This window comes from Bacillus sp. UNC437CL72CviS29 (genome assembly GCF_000482345.1).
In the GTDB taxonomy this organism is placed as follows: Bacteria; Bacillota; Bacilli; order Bacillales; family Bacillaceae_G; genus Bacillus_A; species Bacillus_A arachidis.
In genome coordinates, this window is the sequence record NZ_AXVB01000003.1 from 443,165 (window position 1) to 459,882 (window position 16,718).

The window sequence follows — 16,718 nt, forward strand, 5'->3', positions numbered from 1 at the left end:
GCAGTTCTTATTCAAAAGGCTAGTATATGGATGAGAAAAGGGCCTTACTGCTATAGTGAGGCTCTTTTCTTTCATATATCTTTTTTCGAATTATACATGATAAAAAATTCACATAGTTTGCTTGTTTAAATAAGTAGACATTTATATAAATACAAATTGAAAAATAGATAGAAAACTTTTTTTTAGACGGTAGAGATGGTCCGATCATGGATAGAGGTGGTTGCCTATTTTAACCCCATGTCATGTGAAAGCAGAGTGAATGTCTCCTTTTGTTTTTGTAGCTGCGACGTATATGTTAGAAAATCAAAATCGTTTTATATAGGTGATCATGTATAAGGCTAGTGTCCTTTAGAATGCCTATGATAGAATAGAAAAGGCAGAAGTGGGCGATTACAAGCTAGGACGACATTAGATGTATGAGTTATATGGAATTGTATATCTATCTAAATTGGTATATAGAATATACTTGAATAAAACTAAGAAAAATGATGTGACGGAGCGTGAAAATCTTGAATGAAGTTGTGCAAATTCCTATTACGGATGTAAAGGGAATCGGGGAAGAGACATCTGAATTATTACATGAGATGGGAATTTATACAGTTTCCCACTTATTAGAGCATTTTCCGTACCGTTATGAAGACTACGCGATGAAAGATCTGGCAGAAGTGAAGCATGAAGAGCGTGTAACAGTGGAAGGGAAGGTACATAGTGCTCCTTTATTACAATACTATGGAAAGAAAAAATCACGTCTTACTGTTCGTGTGCTTGTTGGACGCTATTTAATTACAGCTGTATGTTTTAATAGACCGTACTATAAGCAAAAATTGAAGCTTGATGAAACGGTGACGATTACTGGGAAATGGGATCAGCATCGTCAGACGATTTCTGTTTCTGAGCTTCACTTTGGTCCAGTTGTACGTCAGCAAGAAGTAGAACCTGTGTATTCCGTCAAAGGAAAATTAACAGTAAAGCAAATGCGACGTTTTATTGCACAAGCTATAAAAGAATATGGTAACTCTATAGTTGAAGTGTTACCAGATGGTTTATTAAGCCGTTATAAGTTGCTACCTCGATATGAAGCACTTCGGGCATTGCATTTTCCAGTTGGACAAGAAGATTTAAAGCAAGCGCGTCGACGATTTGTATATGAAGAATTTTTCTTATTCCAGCTCAAAATGCAAACTCTTCGTAAGATAGAAAGAGAAAATTCAAAAGGGACAAAAAAAGATATTTCTATGAAAGAATTAGAAGAGTTCACTGATGCGCTTCCATTCCCGCTCACTGGTGCGCAGCGCCGCGTTGTTTCTGAGGTTATGAAAGATATGCAGTCTCCTTATCGGATGAATCGGTTATTACAAGGAGATGTTGGATCGGGAAAAACGGTCGTAGCTGCGATTGCTCTTTATGCAGCAAAACTTGCCTATTATCAGGGAGCGTTAATGGTTCCTACTGAAATATTGGCAGAACAACACTATCAGTCACTAGCAGAGACATTTTCTCATTTTAATATGAACGTAGAATTATTAACAAGCTCGGTTAAAGGAGCACGTCGTCGTGAAATTTTAGCAAAACTTGAACAGGGCGAGATAGATGTTCTTGTTGGGACGCATGCTTTAATTCAGGATGAGGTCATTTTTCATAGACTTGGACTTGTTATCACTGATGAACAACATCGCTTTGGTGTAGCGCAGCGTCGCGTTTTGCGAGAGAAAGGTGAGAGCCCAGATGTGTTGTTTATGACAGCAACACCTATTCCTCGTACATTGGCAATTACAGCCTTTGGAGAGATGGATGTTTCTATTATTGATGAAATGCCAGCTGGACGTAAAGTGATTGAAACGTATTGGGCAAAACATGACATGTTAGAACGAGTTCTTGGCTTTGTGGAGAAGGAAGTGAAGAAGGGGAGACAAGCTTATGTAATTTGTCCACTTATTGAAGAATCTGAAAAGCTTGATGTGCAGAATGCAATTGATTTACATAGCATGCTAATGCATCATTATCAAGGGAAATTTCAAGTAGGATTAATGCACGGACGCTTATCTTCTCAAGAAAAAGAAGAGGTGATGGAGCAATTTAGTGAAAATACAGTGCAAATTCTTGTTTCAACAACTGTAGTTGAGGTTGGTGTTAACGTGCCGAATGCAACAGTTATGGTAATTTATGATGCGGAACGTTTTGGTTTATCGCAATTGCATCAGCTTCGAGGTCGTGTTGGGCGTGGGAGTGAGCAATCTTACTGTTTGTTAATTGCGGATCCGAAATCGGAAACTGGGAAAGAGCGTATGCGCATTATGACGGAAACAAATGATGGATTTGTATTATCGGAAAAAGATTTAGAGTTACGTGGTCCTGGGGATTTCTTTGGAAGTAAGCAAAGTGGTCTACCAGAGTTTAAGGTAGCTGATATGGTACATGATTATCGAGCATTGGAAACGGCGAGACAAGATGCATCCATACTGGTTGATTCAGAAGCATTTTGGCATAATGAACAGTATGCGCCGCTGCGTGTATATCTTGAAGGAACAGGTGTGTTTCAAGGGGAAAAGCTCGATTGAAAGTGAAATGTGCAAATTTTTTTGTTGCATTCTACTTTTAATGATTATATACTACTGTTAGTACCTAGTCATAAAAATGGATGGTGCGGTATGAAAAAAAGAAGAAGTAAGAAAGAAAGACAAGCATTATTACAACAAACAATAGAAACAAATCCTTTCATCACGGATGAAGAATTAGCAGAGCAATTTCAAGTAAGTATACAAACGGTTCGTCTTGATCGAATGGAATTATCTATTCCAGAGCTAAGAGAGCGAATTAAATATGTAGCAACACGGCAACATGAAGAAGATGTGAAATCTTTACCGTTAGAAGAAGTGGTAGGGGAAATAATTGATATAGAATTAGATAGACATGCAATTTCTATCTTTGAAGTAAAGATGGAGCATGTATTTAAAAGAAATCAAATTGCACGTGGGCATCATTTGTTTGCTCAAGCAAACTCACTAGCTGTTGCAGTTATTGATGAAGAACTAGCTTTAACTGCAAAGTCTACCATTCGATACATTCGTCCTGTAAAATTAGGAGAACGCGTTGTTGCAAAAGCACGCGTTGAGGATGTGGAGAATGATAAAGGACGGACGGTTGTCAAAGTGCGTAGCTTTGTTGGAGAAGAACTTGTTATTACAGGCACTTTTGAAATGTATCGATCTAGTAACTATAGTGAGGAAGGTAACAATTTATGAAAATCGTAATAGATGCAATGGGTGGCGATCACGCTCCAAAAGCAGTTGTATTAGGAGCAATGAAAGCTATTAAGGAATATTCAGATTTACATATAACATTAGTAGGAAAAGAAGAGGGAATTCGTCAATATTTAACAAATGAAGAACGTATTACAATCCTTCATACAGACGAAATGATTGAAGCAACAGACGAGCCGGTAAGAGCTGTTCGCCGTAAAAAGCAAGCTTCAATGGTGCTCGCAGCACAGCAAGTAAAAGATGGTATAGCAGATGCTTGTATATCAGCGGGTAGTACAGGAGCTTTGATGGCGGCTGGATTATTTGTTGTAGGTCGAATGGAAGGGATTGAACGACCAGCTTTATCCCCTACAATGCCAACTGTGGATGGCGAAGGTTTTGTGATGCTAGATGTTGGAGCAAATGTTGATGCAAAACCGATCCATTTATATCAATACGCGGTTATGGGGTCTGTTTACGCTGAGAAGGTAAGAGGGATTCAAAATCCACGCGTCGGACTTTTAAATGTTGGTACGGAAGATGGGAAAGGAAATGATCTTTCAAAACAAGTATTTTCCATGCTAAAAGATGCACCAATTAATTTTGTAGGAAACGTTGAATCAAGGGATTTATTACAAGGTGTAGCCGATGTAGTTGTATGTGATGGTTTTACTGGTAATGTTGCATTAAAATCATTAGAAGGAACTGCACTTGCATTATTTTCTATGTTAAAAGAACAATTAATGAGTTCGTTCACAAGTAAATTAGCGGCAGCGGTATTAAAACCGAAGCTGATGGTATTAAAAGATAAAATGGATTATTCGGAGTATGGCGGAGCGGCTTTATTTGGATTAAAAGCGCCTGTCATTAAGGCTCATGGATCTTCTAATGATCAATCGATTTTTAGTGCGATTCGTCAAACGAGAGAAATGGTAGCGAAAGAAGTAATTCCTACAATTTCAAGTGTAATGGAGAAAGAGCCGCTTCAATAAGAGGAGGATTTGAAATGGGAAAACTGGCATTTCTTTTTCCGGGCCAAGGTTCACAGGCAGTTGGAATGGGACAGCAATTAGCAGGGAATAATAAAGAGGTTGCAAGAATATTTCAAAAAGCAGATGAAGTTTTACAAGAGTCTCTTTCATCGTTGATTTTTGAAGGACCTCAGGAAAAGTTAACATTAACGACAAATGCGCAGCCAGCACTATTGACGACAAGTATTGCAATCTTAACAGCTTTGAAACAATATGATATTACGCCCGATTATGTTGCAGGACATAGTTTAGGTGAGTATAGCGCACTTGTGGCAGCGGGAGCATTAACATTTGAAGATGCTGTTTACGCTGTGAGAAAACGTGGCGAATATATGGAAGAAGCTGTGCCGAGTGGAGAAGGTGCAATGGCTGCTATTTTAGGAGCAGACCCAGATGTTCTGAAACAAGTTACAGAAGAAGTGACGAGTGAAGGTCATGCTGTGCAAATTGCTAATATGAATAGCACGAAGCAAATTGTTATTTCTGGAACGAAACGAGGAGTAGAACTCGCTTCTCAAAAAGTGAAGGAAAATGGTGCGAAACGAGCAATCCCACTTCGTGTGAGTGGTCCATTCCACTCTTCATTAATGAAGCCGGCAGCTGAGAAGTTTCAAAGTGTTCTAAACGAAATTACAATTCAAGATGCGAACATTCCAGTTGTTGCGAACGTTACGGCAAATTGCGTAAGTCGTAGTGAAGATATTCAAGAAAAGCTAATTGAACAGCTCTATTCACCTGTGTTATGGTACCCATCTATTGAACAAATGGTAGAACAAGGGGTAGATACATTTATTGAAATCGGTCCTGGGAAAGTTCTTGCTGGTCTTATGAAATCAATTGCTCCATCTGCGAAGGTATATGCGATATATGATGAAGAGACATTGAAAGATACCATTTCAAGTTTGAGAGGAGAAAGCGGATGTTAAAAGGGAAAGTAGCGTTAGTAACAGGTGCATCACGCGGGATTGGTCGTGCAATTGCAATTGATTTAGCAAAGCAAGGAGCATCGGTTGTAGTAAACTATGCTGGTAATGAGCAGAAAGCAAACGAAGTAGTTGATGAAATAAAAAAACTTGGTTCAGAAGCAATCGCAGTAAGAGCGGATGTTGCTAATACTGAAGAAGTTACAAGCCTGGTAAAGCAAACTGTAGATACATTTGGACAAGTTGATATTCTTGTGAATAATGCCGGAGTAACAAGAGACAATTTATTAATGCGTATGAAAGAAGAAGAATGGGATACAGTTATTGATACAAACTTAAAAGGTGTATTCTTATGTACAAAAGCAGTATCTCGTTATATGATGCGTCAGCGCCATGGTCGCATTATCAATATCGCTTCTGTTGTCGGTGTTACAGGAAATCCTGGTCAAGCGAATTACGTTGCAGCAAAAGCGGGAGTAATTGGATTGACTAAGACTTCTGCGAAAGAATTAGCTAGTCGCAATATAACAGTTAATGCAATTGCTCCAGGGTTTATCGCTACTGATATGACAGATATATTAGGCGAAAACGTAAAAGAGGAAATGCTAAAATTAATACCTGCTGCTAAGTTTGGAGAAGCGCAAGATATTGCGAATGCTGTTACATTTTTTGCTGCTGATCACAGCAAATATATTACAGGACAAACACTACATGTTGATGGCGGTATGGTAATGTAATAAAAGAAAAGATTTCACCTAGTTTTTTTGTGAAATATTTAATATAATATTTGAGGGGAGGTGAATGAATTATGGCAGATGTTTTAGAGCGTGTAACGAAAATCATCGTGGATCGTTTAGGAGTAGAAGAAACAGAAGTAGTACCAGCTGCAAGCTTTAAAGAAGATTTAGGTGCAGACTCCCTAGATGTAGTTGAACTTGTAATGCAATTAGAAGATGAGTTTGAAATGGAAATTTCTGATGAAGATGCAGAGAAAATTGCTACTGTTGGCGATGCTGTGACTTACATAGAGAGTCATCTATAATGTTTGAGCGAAGTCCCGTTTTATAGCGGGGCTTTCTCGGCTTATATCTGGAGGGACCTATGCCGTACCGAAAATATAGAGAAAAGAAATATGAAACAAAATATCGTGAAGCTTTTAAAACGTTCCAACAAAAAATAGGTATTACGTTTACAGACGAAAAATTATTGATTCAAGCATTTACGCATTCATCGTATGTGAATGAGCATCGAAAAAAGCCACATGAAGACAATGAACGTCTTGAATTTCTCGGAGATGCTGTATTAGAACTAACTGTATCACAGTATTTGTTTCAAAAATATCCGACAATGAGCGAAGGAGAATTAACAAAGTTGCGTGCAGCTGTTGTGTGTGAACCATCTCTTGTCCGTTTTGCGAATGAAATGTCATTTGGTAATCTCGTTCTATTAGGAAAAGGTGAAGAAATGACAGGCGGACGTGAACGACCAGCTTTATTAGCGGATGTCTTTGAAGCGTTTATTGGTGCCCTTTACCTTGATCAAGGATTGGATACAGTTTGGGAATTCTTAAAAGAAATTGTATATCCGAAAATTAATGAAGGTGCTTTTTCTCATGTGATGGATTATAAGAGTCAATTACAAGAATTAATTCAACGTGATGGTAGCGGTAATATTGAGTACCAAATTTTGCAAGAAAAAGGACCTGCTCACAATCGAGAATTTGTGTCACGTGTGACATTAAATGGCGTAGCTCTTGGTCTTGGTAGCGGCAAGTCGAAAAAAGAAGCAGAACAACAAGCTGCTGCAGAGGCGTTGAAAACGTTAAAAGAACAATCATAAGGAATCCCCCTTTAAATGAGGGGGATTCCTTGTGCATAGAATAAAACTTTATATTTATTTCGATATAAAAAATAAATATGAATCCGTACAGTAGCTTGGTTTTACAGACATAAACCATGGAAACGGAGAATAGGGGGAAGGCCTTTCGTGTTTTTAAAGAGATTAGAAATAGTAGGATTTAAATCCTTTGCGGAGCGTGTATCTGTTGATTTCGTCCCAGGTGTAACCTCTGTAGTTGGTCCCAATGGAAGCGGAAAGAGTAATATTACAGATGCAATTCGCTGGGTGCTTGGTGAACAATCTGCAAAATCATTACGCGGTGCAAAAATGGAGGATATTATTTTTGCGGGAAGCGATACACGAAAAGCAGTTAATGTTGCAGAGGTAACATTAACATTAAATAATGAAGATCAGCGTTTACCAATTGAGTATAATGAGGTGAGTGTTACACGTCGTGTTACTCGCTCGGGAGATAGTGATTTTTTTATTAACAAGCAATCTTGTCGACTAAAAGATATTGTTGATTTATTTATGGATTCTGGTATGGGACGAGAAGCTTTCTCGATTATTAGCCAAGGGAAAGTAGAAGAAATTTTGAGCAGTAAATCTGAAGAACGTCGTGGTGTGTTTGAAGAAGCGGCAGGCGTATTAAAATATAAGCTTCGTAAAAAGAAAGCTGAAGGGAAATTAGGAGAAACACAAGAAAATTTAAATCGTGTGCAAGATATTATTCACGAATTAAGTAGTCAAGTAGAACCGCTTGAACGACAAGCTTCTATTGCGAAAGATTATCTTGAGAAAAAAGAAGAATTAGAAAAAGTTGAAGCCGCTCTTATTGTATATGAGATTGAAGAATTACATGAAAAATGGGAAGCGCTTAGAAAGCAGTTTGGACATAATAAAGATGAAGAAGTAAAAATGTCAACGCATTTACAAAAAAGTGAAACAGAGCTCGAGGAATTGCGCGGACAATTGCAAGCGATTGATGAATCTGTAGATTCCTTGCAAGAAGTTCTCCTTCTTTCTAGTAAAGAGTTAGAAAAATTAGAAGGTCAGCGTGAATTATTAAAGGAACGAAAGCAAAATGCAACAACGCATTGCGCGCAGCTTGAGCAATTAATTATTGAGTTGACAGAGAAAGCTAAGATTTACGATGGAGAAATAGAAACAAGTACAGAAGAACTTATGAAATTTGCGAATCAGGTAAAAGAGTTAGAACAGAAGCTACATGAAAATGAGAAACTTCTTTCTACATATGTGGAAGACCTGGAAGAGCAAATTGAACATTTAAAAGGTGATTATATTGAATTGTTAAATCAACAAGCAAGTAACCGTAATGAACTATCTATGCTTGAGGAACAATTCAAACAACAAAATTCTAAAAATCAACGCCTTGATGAAGAAAATGAAAAGTATGTACAAATGCGCCTGCAAATTACAGCTAAAAAGGCAAAACTTGTAGAGGGTTATGAACAAGTAAAAGAGAAAGTTACAAGTGTTATTACAAATATACAAAAAACAGAATCGGCACTTGGAAAATGTAAGGCGCAATATAGTGAAAATGAAACAAAATTGTATCAAGCATATCAATTTGTTCAACAAGCTCGTTCTCGAAAAGAAATGCTAGAAGAGATGCAAGAAGATTACTCTGGATTCTATCAGGGAGTGCGTGAAGTATTAAAAGCTCGTGAAAACAAGCTTCAAGGTATTGAAGGTGCGGTAGCTGAACTACTTACGGTACCGAAAGAATATGAAGTTGCTATGGAGATTGCACTGGGCGCAGCGATGCAACACGTTGTTGTTCAAACGGAAGAGCATGCCCGCAAGGCAATTGCCTTTTTGAAGCAAAATCGCCATGGGCGTGCAACGTTTTTACCGCAGGCAGTTGTTAAAGGAAGATCGTTATCAATTGAACAACTACGCATGGTAAAGCAACATCAAGCGTTTGTAGGTGTGGCAGCGGAACTCGTGCATTACGATAATAGATATGAAAACATAATTTCAAATTTATTAGGAACAGTCATTGTTGCTAAAGATTTAAGAGGTGCGAATGAACTAGCAAAGCAATTGCAATATCGTTACCGTATTGTAACGGTTGAAGGTGATGTTGTGAATCCAGGCGGTTCTATGACTGGTGGAGCTGTGAAGCAAGCTAAATCATCCTTATTAGGACGCCAGCGAGAATTAGAAGAGTGGAGCAAGAAACTTGCTGAAATGGAAGAAAAAACTTCTAAGTTAGAAAACTTCGTTAAAGCGTTAAAACAAGAAATTCAAGAAAAAGAAGTTAAGATAAAAGAATTACGTCACGATGCGGAACAAGAGCGTGTCGTTGAACAAAAATTAAAAGAAGAAATTAATCAACTAGAGCTAGAAGAGCATCGCATTAATGACCGTTTATCCATCTATGATTTAGAAATAGAAGGATTTTTACAAGATCAAGTGAAAATGCAAGGGCGAAAACAAGAGTTGGATGGAATTTTAGCAGAGCTTCAAAAAGATATCACAGAGCTTGATGAAAGAATTATTGCTTTAACCAAGCAAAAAAGTGAGCAGCATTCTTCAAGAGAAAAAGTTCAGACAGAGATGACGGAGCTAAAAGTACAAGCGGCAGAACAGCAGCAACGTTTGTCTAATCAAAAAGAGAAAGTAGCTCGTTTAACGAAAGAACAAGAAGAAACAGAGCGAACATTGGTAAAAACAAAAGAAGATTTAGCGTTCTTAAAGCAAGAAATGACATCCAATTCAAGCGGTGAAGAGCAAATTACGAATATGATTGAAAAGAAAGCACACGATCGAAATCAAACATCGGAATTAATTAGTTCTCGTCGTGAGCAACGTCTGACTCTTCAAGAACGGGTAGAACATATAGAGCGTGAAGTAAAAGAGACGAAAGGACGACATAAATATGTTCTTGAGGTCTTAAAAGATCAAGAAGTGAAAATCAATCGTCTCGATGTTGAATTAGAAAATAGATTGCAACATTTACGCGAAACGTATACGATTTCATTTGAAGCAGCAAAACTGAAATATACAATGACGATGCCTGCAGAGGATGCGCGTAAAAAGGTGAAATTAATTAAAGTATCTATTGAGGAACTCGGAACCGTAAACTTAGGGGCGATTGAGGAGTACGAACGTGTAGCGGAACGACATGAGTTCTTGTTAGAACAGCGAGACGATTTAGAGGAAGCAAAAGCGACATTGCACCAAGTTATTATGGAAATGGATGAGGAAATGAAAAAACGTTTCTCTACTACATTCCAAGCAATTCGTATGGAATTTCAATCCGTTTTCTGTGAGTTGTTCGGCGGGGGAAGAGCAGACTTAGTGATGACAAATCCGGAAGATTTATTAAATACGGGCATTGATATTGTTGCGCAGCCACCAGGTAAGAAACTACAAAATCTAGGTTTGCTTTCAGGTGGAGAACGTGCTTTAACCGCAATTGCACTGCTATTTGGTATTTTAAAAGTGCGACCTGTTCCGTTCTGTGTACTAGATGAGGTTGAAGCGGCGCTTGATGAAGCAAATGTAGCTCGTTTTGCGCAGTATTTGAAAAAGTTTAGTGATGAAACGCAGTTTATTGTTATTACACATCGAAAAGGTACGATGGAAGAATCGGATGTACTGTACGGGGTGACAATGCAAGAATCAGGTGTTTCTAAGCTTGTTTCCGTTCGTTTAGGTGACGGGGAAGAAGAACTTGTTACAAGTGAATAGGAAGGATGAGAAGAATGAGTTTCTTTAAAAAATTAAAAGAAAAGATTTCAAAGCAAACAGATACTGTAACTGAAAAATTTAAGCAAGGATTAGAAAAAACAAGAAATTCATTTGCGGATAAAGTAAATGATCTAGTATATCGTTATCGTAAAGTTGATGAGGATTTCTTTGAAGAATTAGAAGAGATTTTAATTGGTGCAGATGTTGGTATTACAACTGTAATGGAGCTTATCGATCAGCTGAAGGAAGAAGTACAACGTCGTAATATTCAAGATCCAAAAGAAGTACAAGCTGTTATTTCTGAAAAATTAGTAGGGATTTACAAAGGTGATAAGGACTTCAGTAATGAACTGAATATGCAACAAGATCAATTAACGGTTATTTTATTTGTTGGTGTTAATGGTGTTGGGAAAACGACAACAATTGGTAAAATGGCTCATAAGTTTAAATCAGAAGGCAAGTCTGTCCTATTAGCAGCAGGAGATACGTTCCGTGCAGGAGCGATTGAACAGCTAGAAGTATGGGGAGAGCGTGTTGGTGTGGAAGTAATTAAACAAGGATCTGGTTCTGATTCAGCAGCTGTTATGTATGATGCAGTTCAAGCTGCAAAAGCGCGTAAAGCAGATGTCTTGCTATGTGATACAGCAGGACGCCTGCAAAATAAAGTGAACTTAATGAAAGAGTTAGAAAAAGTAAAACGTGTCATTGAGCGTGAAATTCCAGGTGCTCCTCATGAAGTGTTGCTTGTCATTGATGCAACGACTGGACAAAATGGTTTAAGTCAAGCAAAAACATTCCGTGAAGCAACAAATGTTACAGGTATTGTTTTAACAAAATTAGACGGAACGGCTAAAGGTGGTATTGTATTAGCAATTCGTAATGAGATGGACGTACCAGTGAAATTTGTTGGGCTTGGAGAACAAATGGACGACTTACAACAATTTGATCCAGAACAATATGTGTATGGTTTATTTGCAAATTTAGTAGAAAAAGAAGAAATATAAAGTGGAAGAAGCGGTGTTATCGCTTCTTTTTTATAAAAAATATAGGATGTTAAGAAAAAAACTTGACACTCTTTTAGACTCCATGTAAACTAATCCATGTAAAGGGAAATCACTTAACAAAGGATGATCCAACATGCTCGAAAAAACAACGAGAATGAATTATTTGTTTGATTTTTACCAATCGTTGTTAACGCAAAAACAAAGAAGTTATATGTCGCTTTATTATTTAGATGATTTATCTCTTGGTGAAATTGCGGAAGAATTTGATGTGAGTCGCCAAGCAGTGTATGATAACATTAAACGGACTGAAGCGATGCTTGAAGAATATGAAGAAAAATTAGTATTACTTCAAAAGTTTCAAGAGCGAAAGCGACTTGTTGCAAAGCTAAAACAGCTAATCGGCGAAGAAGAGCATGTGAATGAAGAAATGAAACAAGTTGTTGAAGCTATCGAAAAATTAGATTAGGAGGGCGGCAATATGGCATTTGAGGGATTAGCCGACCGACTTCAACAGACGATGCAAAAAATCCGCGGCAAAGGAAAAGTTTCCGAAGCCGATGTAAAAGAAATGATGAGAGAAGTTCGTCTAGCTCTTTTAGAAGCGGATGTTAACTTTAAAGTAGTAAAAGATTTTGTAAAGCGTGTGTCTGAGCGTGCTGTCGGACAAGATGTGATGAAGAGTTTGACACCTGGACAACAAGTAATTAAAGTTGTACAGGAAGAACTGACAGAACTTATGGGTGGAGAGCAAAGTAAAATTGCTGTCGCTAATAAGCCTCCAACTGTTATTATGATGGTTGGACTTCAAGGAGCAGGTAAAACAACAACGACAGGTAAACTTGCGAATTTGCTTCGTAAAAAGCATAATCGTAAACCAATGCTTGTTGCAGCTGATATTTACCGTCCAGCAGCGATTAAACAGCTTGAAACACTAGGAAAGCAATTGGATATGCCTGTATTCTCATTAGGAGATCAAGTAAGTCCTGTTGAAATTGCAAAACAAGCGATTGCAAAAGCAAAAGAAGATCATCATGATTATGTTTTAATCGATACAGCAGGTCGTCTGCATATTGATGAAGAACTAATGGATGAATTAGCGAAAGTAAAAGAAGTTGCTAAGCCGGATGAAATTTTCCTGGTTGTCGATGCGATGACAGGACAAGATGCGGTCAATGTTGCACAAAGCTTCCATGAACAGTTAGGTTTAACAGGTGTTGTATTAACAAAATTAGATGGTGATACGCGCGGTGGTGCAGCATTATCTATTAAAGCAGTAACAAACACACCAATTAAATTTGCTGGTATGGGCGAAAAGTTAGATGCACTTGAAGCATTCCATCCTGAACGTATGGCATCTCGTATTTTAGGGATGGGTGACGTTCTAACATTAATTGAAAAGGCGCAAGCCACAGTTGATGAAGAAAAAGCAAAAGAACTTGAGCAAAAAATGCGTACGCTTTCGTTTACACTTGATGATTTCCTTGAGCAACTTGGACAAGTGCGTCAACTTGGACCGCTTGATGAATTGCTAGGGATGCTTCCAGGTGCAAATAAAATCAAAGGGCTGAAAAATGCACAAGTTGATGAAAAGCAAATTGGGCATATTGAAGCTATTATCCGTTCTATGACAAAAGTAGAACGCGAACAACCGGAAATAATCAATGCTAGTCGTAAAAAACGCATTGCCAAAGGTAGCGGTACAACCGTACAAGAAATCAATCGTCTATTGAAACAGTTTGAAGATATGAAAAAAATGATGAAGACGATGACAGGCATGCAAAAAGGTAAGAAAAAAGGACTAGGTGGATTGAAGTTTCCATTTATGTAAGGAAAAAAAGATGGCTCTGTTAAGAAAAAATACTTTACAAAGCAATAGTCTTTTTGCTAATATAATTATCTGTGTGAAATAAATTCGGAGGTGCTTTATAAATGGCAGTTAAAATTCGTTTAAAACGTATGGGAGCTAAAAAGACTCCTTTCTATCGTGTAGTTGTTGCAGATTCTCGTTCTCCTCGTGACGGACGTTTCATCGAGGAAATCGGTACTTACAATCCAGTTGCTCAACCAGCTGAAGTGAAAATCAACGAAGAAGCAGCATTAAAATGGTTAGGAAACGGTGCGAAACCATCTGATACAGTTCGTAATCTTTTCTCTAGCCAAGGCATTATGGAGAAATTCCACTTATCTAAACAAGGTAAGTAATTGAGGTAATGGCTATGAAAGGGTTAATCGTAACGATCGTCAAGCCTCTTGTAGATCATCCTGAAGATGTAAAGGTTACACAGGAACTTTGCAACGGAGAGATAAAATATCGATTAACCGTACATCCTAAGGATGTTGGAAAAGTCATTGGAAAGCAAGGGCGAGTTGCGAAAGCAATTCGAATGCTCTTGTATTCAGTGGGACATCATAATCATGAAAAAGTTACACTGGAAATTCAATAAATATGAAAAGGGCGAGGATCTATTCCTCTCCCTTTTTTAACATTTTAAGAGAAGTTGCATGTTCTACATATGGAATGGAGATGCTTAAATTATATAGAAAACAGGGGTGACATGCTGTTTATGACAAAATGGTTTAACGTAGGAAAAATTGTAAATACTCATGGTGTTAGAGGAGAAATTCGTGTCATTTCTCGTACTGATTTTCCAGAAGAACGATATCAGGTAGGGAATACACTATACATATGGAGCGATAAAGGAGCGGAACCGCTTCCGGTAAAAATCACTTCTCATCGTCAACATAAAACATTTGATTTATTGACATTTGAAGGATATAACAACGTGGATGAAGTAGAGAAATTTAAAGGGTCTCTATTAAAAGTACCAGAAGATCAATTAGGTGAACTTGCTGAAGGTGAGTATTATTACCATGAAATTATTGGTTGTAAAGTTGTAACAGAGGATGGAGAGGCGTTAGGGACGATAAAAGAAATTCTATCTCCTGGTGCAAATGATGTATGGGTAATTAAACGTCCAAAAGGACAAGATCTTTTAATTCCATATATTGATGATGTTGTACTGCAAGTTAACATCGAAAATAAACTAGTAACCATTCATGTGATGGAAGGATTGCTATAATGAAAATTGATATTTTAACATTATTTCCAGATATGTTCACTGGTGTATTTGGATCTTCAATTTTAAAAAAAGCGCAAGAAAAAGAAGCAGTTAAGCTGAGGGTTGTAAATTTCCGTGACTATACAACAAGTAAGCATAACAGTGTGGATGATTATCCGTACGGCGGAGGTGCAGGTATGGTTTTAACTCCGCAACCCATTTTTGATGCTGTAGAAGAATTAACGAAAGAAACAGAATGTAAACCAAGAGTTGTATTAATGTGCCCGCAAGGAGAACGATTTACCCAGAAAAAGGCAGAAGAGCTTGCTGGGGAAGAACATGTTATTTTTGTGTGTGGTCATTATGAAGGATATGATGAACGGATTCGCGAACATCTTGTAACAGATGAGATTTCTATTGGTGATTATGTGTTAACGGGTGGAGAATTAGCATCTATGGTTATTACGGATAGTGTTGTGCGTCTTTTGCCAGGAGTGCTTGGAAATCAAAACTCACAAGTGGAAGATTCTTTTAGTACGGGCTTATTGGAACATCCACATTATACACGTCCAGGCGATTTTCGTGGTATGAAGGTACCGGATGTACTCATGTCAGGAAATCATAAGAATATTGAAGAATGGCGTCATAAGGAATCATTGCGCCGCACATATACGCGTAGACCGGATTTACTTGAAGAACGTGAGTTGTCAAAGCAAGAAGAAAAATGGCTTGAGCAGATTAAAGAAGAACAATAACAGCTGCATATATTTTCTATTGCAACAGGCCTAGCAATGTGCTATTATAACATTTGTGCTACTGAAAGCAGTAGCCGTATTAACGATGTTCCGCTGTAATTTATTAATGACTTTATAAGAGCATCTGTTTAAAGGAGAGAATTGAATATGCAACAATTAATCGCAGAAATTACAAAAGGCCAATTAAAAACTGACCTACCTTCATTCCGTCCTGGTGACACTTTACGTGTACACGTAAAAGTAGTTGAGGGTACTCGTGAGAGAATTCAGCTTTTTGAAGGTGTTGTAATTAAACGTCGTGGTGGCGGAATTAGTGAAACGTTCACAGTTCGTAAGATTTCTTACGGTGTAGGTGTTGAACGTACATTCCCAATTCACACACCAAGAATCGCGAAAATCGAAGTACTTCGCCGTGGTAAGGTACGTCGTGCTAAGTTATACTACTTACGTAACCTTCGCGGTAAAGCAGCACGTATTAAAGAAATTCGATAAGACATGTATGGGAGCTTGTAAATGCACAAGCTCCCTTTTTCCAATCTATATGAAATTTTGATATAATACGGACAGCTTACAAAATTGTGGAGGGGAAATGCATGAAGAAAGAGAAGAGTTCCCTTTGGGAATGGATAAAAGCAATTTTGATTGCTGTTGTGTTGGCTGGTGTCATTAGGCAGTTTTTCTTTGCGCCGATTCTTGTAGATGGCGTATCAATGTCACCGACGCTACATGACCGTGATCGAATGATTGTTAATAAAATCGGCTATCACATTGGAGAACCGAAGCATTTTGATATCATTGTATTCCGAGCGACAGAGGAAAAAGATTATATTAAACGTGTTATCGGCTTACCAGGCGATGAGATTGAGTATCGTAATGATAAACTCTATATTAACGGAAAACCTTATGAGGAACCGTATTTAGACAAGCAGAAAAAACAACTTACTGATGGACCACTTACATATGATTTCAAACTTGAAGAAATCACAGGTAAAAAAACAGTTCCAAAAGGTCAATTATTTGTACTAGGTGACAATCGTCGTTTTAGTAAAGATAGTCGTACCATTGGAACGATTTCGATGGACCAAGTAATTGGGAAAGCGAATACGTTATATTGGCCATTAAAAGATGCACGTATTGTGAAATAAATG

Annotated in this window: 17 protein-coding genes; all 17 read left to right on the forward strand. The window is 37.8% G+C overall.

All coding sequences use genetic code 11. The features are described 5' to 3' along the window. Positions 1 to 509: 509 nt before the first annotated feature. The 17 genes from recG to lepB all read left to right on the forward strand — a co-directional run bounded on the left by recG (position 510) and on the right by lepB (position 16,715). A complete protein-coding gene (gene recG, locus M014_RS0102475; protein ID WP_026590296.1) occupies positions 510 to 2,558 on the forward strand; it encodes an ATP-dependent DNA helicase RecG in 2,049 nt (682 codons plus the stop codon). 90 nt (positions 2,559 to 2,648) lie between these two features. Beyond that, the gene (gene fapR, locus M014_RS0102480) at positions 2,649 to 3,242 is read left to right on the forward strand and encodes a transcription factor FapR (RefSeq protein ID WP_026590297.1); all 594 of its coding nucleotides are present in this window, start codon (positions 2,649 to 2,651) and stop codon (positions 3,240 to 3,242) included. Continuing rightward, the gene (gene plsX / locus M014_RS0102485) at positions 3,239 to 4,231 is read left to right on the forward strand and encodes a phosphate acyltransferase PlsX (RefSeq protein ID WP_026590298.1); all 993 of its coding nucleotides are present in this window, start codon (positions 3,239 to 3,241) and stop codon (positions 4,229 to 4,231) included. The genes fapR and plsX overlap by 4 nt, the downstream gene beginning before the upstream one ends. A gap of 14 nt (positions 4,232 to 4,245) precedes the next feature. Further along, the gene (gene fabD, locus M014_RS0102490) at positions 4,246 to 5,196 is read left to right on the forward strand and encodes an ACP S-malonyltransferase (protein ID WP_026590299.1); all 951 of its coding nucleotides are present in this window, start codon (positions 4,246 to 4,248) and stop codon (positions 5,194 to 5,196) included. After that, on the forward strand, positions 5,190 to 5,930 hold the full coding sequence (gene fabG / locus M014_RS0102495; RefSeq protein WP_026590300.1) for a 3-oxoacyl-[acyl-carrier-protein] reductase: 741 nt from the start codon (positions 5,190 to 5,192) through the stop codon (positions 5,928 to 5,930). Before fabD ends, fabG begins: the two co-directional genes overlap by 7 nt. A gap of 71 nt (positions 5,931 to 6,001) precedes the next feature. Then, the gene (gene acpP, locus M014_RS0102500; protein WP_000786062.1) at positions 6,002 to 6,235 is read left to right on the forward strand and encodes an acyl carrier protein; all 234 of its coding nucleotides are present in this window, start codon (positions 6,002 to 6,004) and stop codon (positions 6,233 to 6,235) included. 59 nt (positions 6,236 to 6,294) lie between these two features. After that, entirely contained in the window at positions 6,295 to 7,032 is a 738-nt protein-coding gene (gene rncS / locus M014_RS0102505) for a ribonuclease III (RefSeq protein WP_026590301.1), read from the forward strand. A gap of 147 nt (positions 7,033 to 7,179) precedes the next feature. Then, complete coding sequence (gene smc, locus M014_RS0102510) at positions 7,180 to 10,752, forward strand: chromosome segregation protein SMC (RefSeq protein ID WP_026590302.1); 3,573 nt, start codon at positions 7,180 to 7,182, stop codon at positions 10,750 to 10,752. A gap of 14 nt (positions 10,753 to 10,766) precedes the next feature. Next, positions 10,767 to 11,756, forward strand: a complete 990-nt coding sequence (gene ftsY / locus M014_RS0102515; protein WP_026590303.1) for a signal recognition particle-docking protein FtsY — start codon at positions 10,767 to 10,769, stop codon at positions 11,754 to 11,756. A gap of 133 nt (positions 11,757 to 11,889) precedes the next feature. Further along, on the forward strand, positions 11,890 to 12,222 hold the full coding sequence (locus M014_RS0102520) for a putative DNA-binding protein (RefSeq protein WP_026590304.1): 333 nt from the start codon (positions 11,890 to 11,892) through the stop codon (positions 12,220 to 12,222). 12 nt (positions 12,223 to 12,234) lie between these two features. Next, positions 12,235 to 13,584, forward strand: a complete 1,350-nt coding sequence (ffh, locus tag M014_RS0102525) for a signal recognition particle protein (protein ID WP_026590305.1) — start codon at positions 12,235 to 12,237, stop codon at positions 13,582 to 13,584. A gap of 101 nt (positions 13,585 to 13,685) precedes the next feature. Then, complete coding sequence (rpsP, locus tag M014_RS0102530) at positions 13,686 to 13,958, forward strand: 30S ribosomal protein S16 (protein ID WP_026590306.1); 273 nt, start codon at positions 13,686 to 13,688, stop codon at positions 13,956 to 13,958. A 14-nt stretch (positions 13,959 to 13,972) separates the two neighbouring features. Further along, positions 13,973 to 14,200 carry a KH domain-containing protein gene (locus M014_RS0102535; RefSeq protein WP_026590307.1) on the forward strand — a complete coding sequence of 76 codons (228 nt, stop codon included), beginning with the start codon at positions 13,973 to 13,975 and terminating at the stop codon, positions 14,198 to 14,200. A gap of 120 nt (positions 14,201 to 14,320) precedes the next feature. After that, positions 14,321 to 14,836: a ribosome maturation factor RimM gene (gene rimM, locus M014_RS0102540; RefSeq protein ID WP_026590308.1), complete on the forward strand. Its 516-nt coding sequence runs from the start codon at positions 14,321 to 14,323 to the stop codon at positions 14,834 to 14,836. Continuing rightward, the gene (gene trmD / locus M014_RS0102545) at positions 14,836 to 15,570 is read left to right on the forward strand and encodes a tRNA (guanosine(37)-N1)-methyltransferase TrmD (RefSeq protein WP_026590309.1); all 735 of its coding nucleotides are present in this window, start codon (positions 14,836 to 14,838) and stop codon (positions 15,568 to 15,570) included. The genes rimM and trmD overlap by 1 nt, the downstream gene beginning before the upstream one ends. Before the next feature lie 147 nt (positions 15,571 to 15,717). Beyond that, a complete protein-coding gene (gene rplS / locus M014_RS0102550; RefSeq protein ID WP_017151244.1) occupies positions 15,718 to 16,062 on the forward strand; it encodes a 50S ribosomal protein L19 in 345 nt (114 codons plus the stop codon). A 101-nt stretch (positions 16,063 to 16,163) separates the two neighbouring features. Next, positions 16,164 to 16,715 carry a signal peptidase I gene (gene lepB, locus M014_RS0102555; RefSeq protein ID WP_026590310.1) on the forward strand — a complete coding sequence of 184 codons (552 nt, stop codon included), beginning with the start codon at positions 16,164 to 16,166 and terminating at the stop codon, positions 16,713 to 16,715. Positions 16,716 to 16,718: the final 3 nt, after the last annotated feature.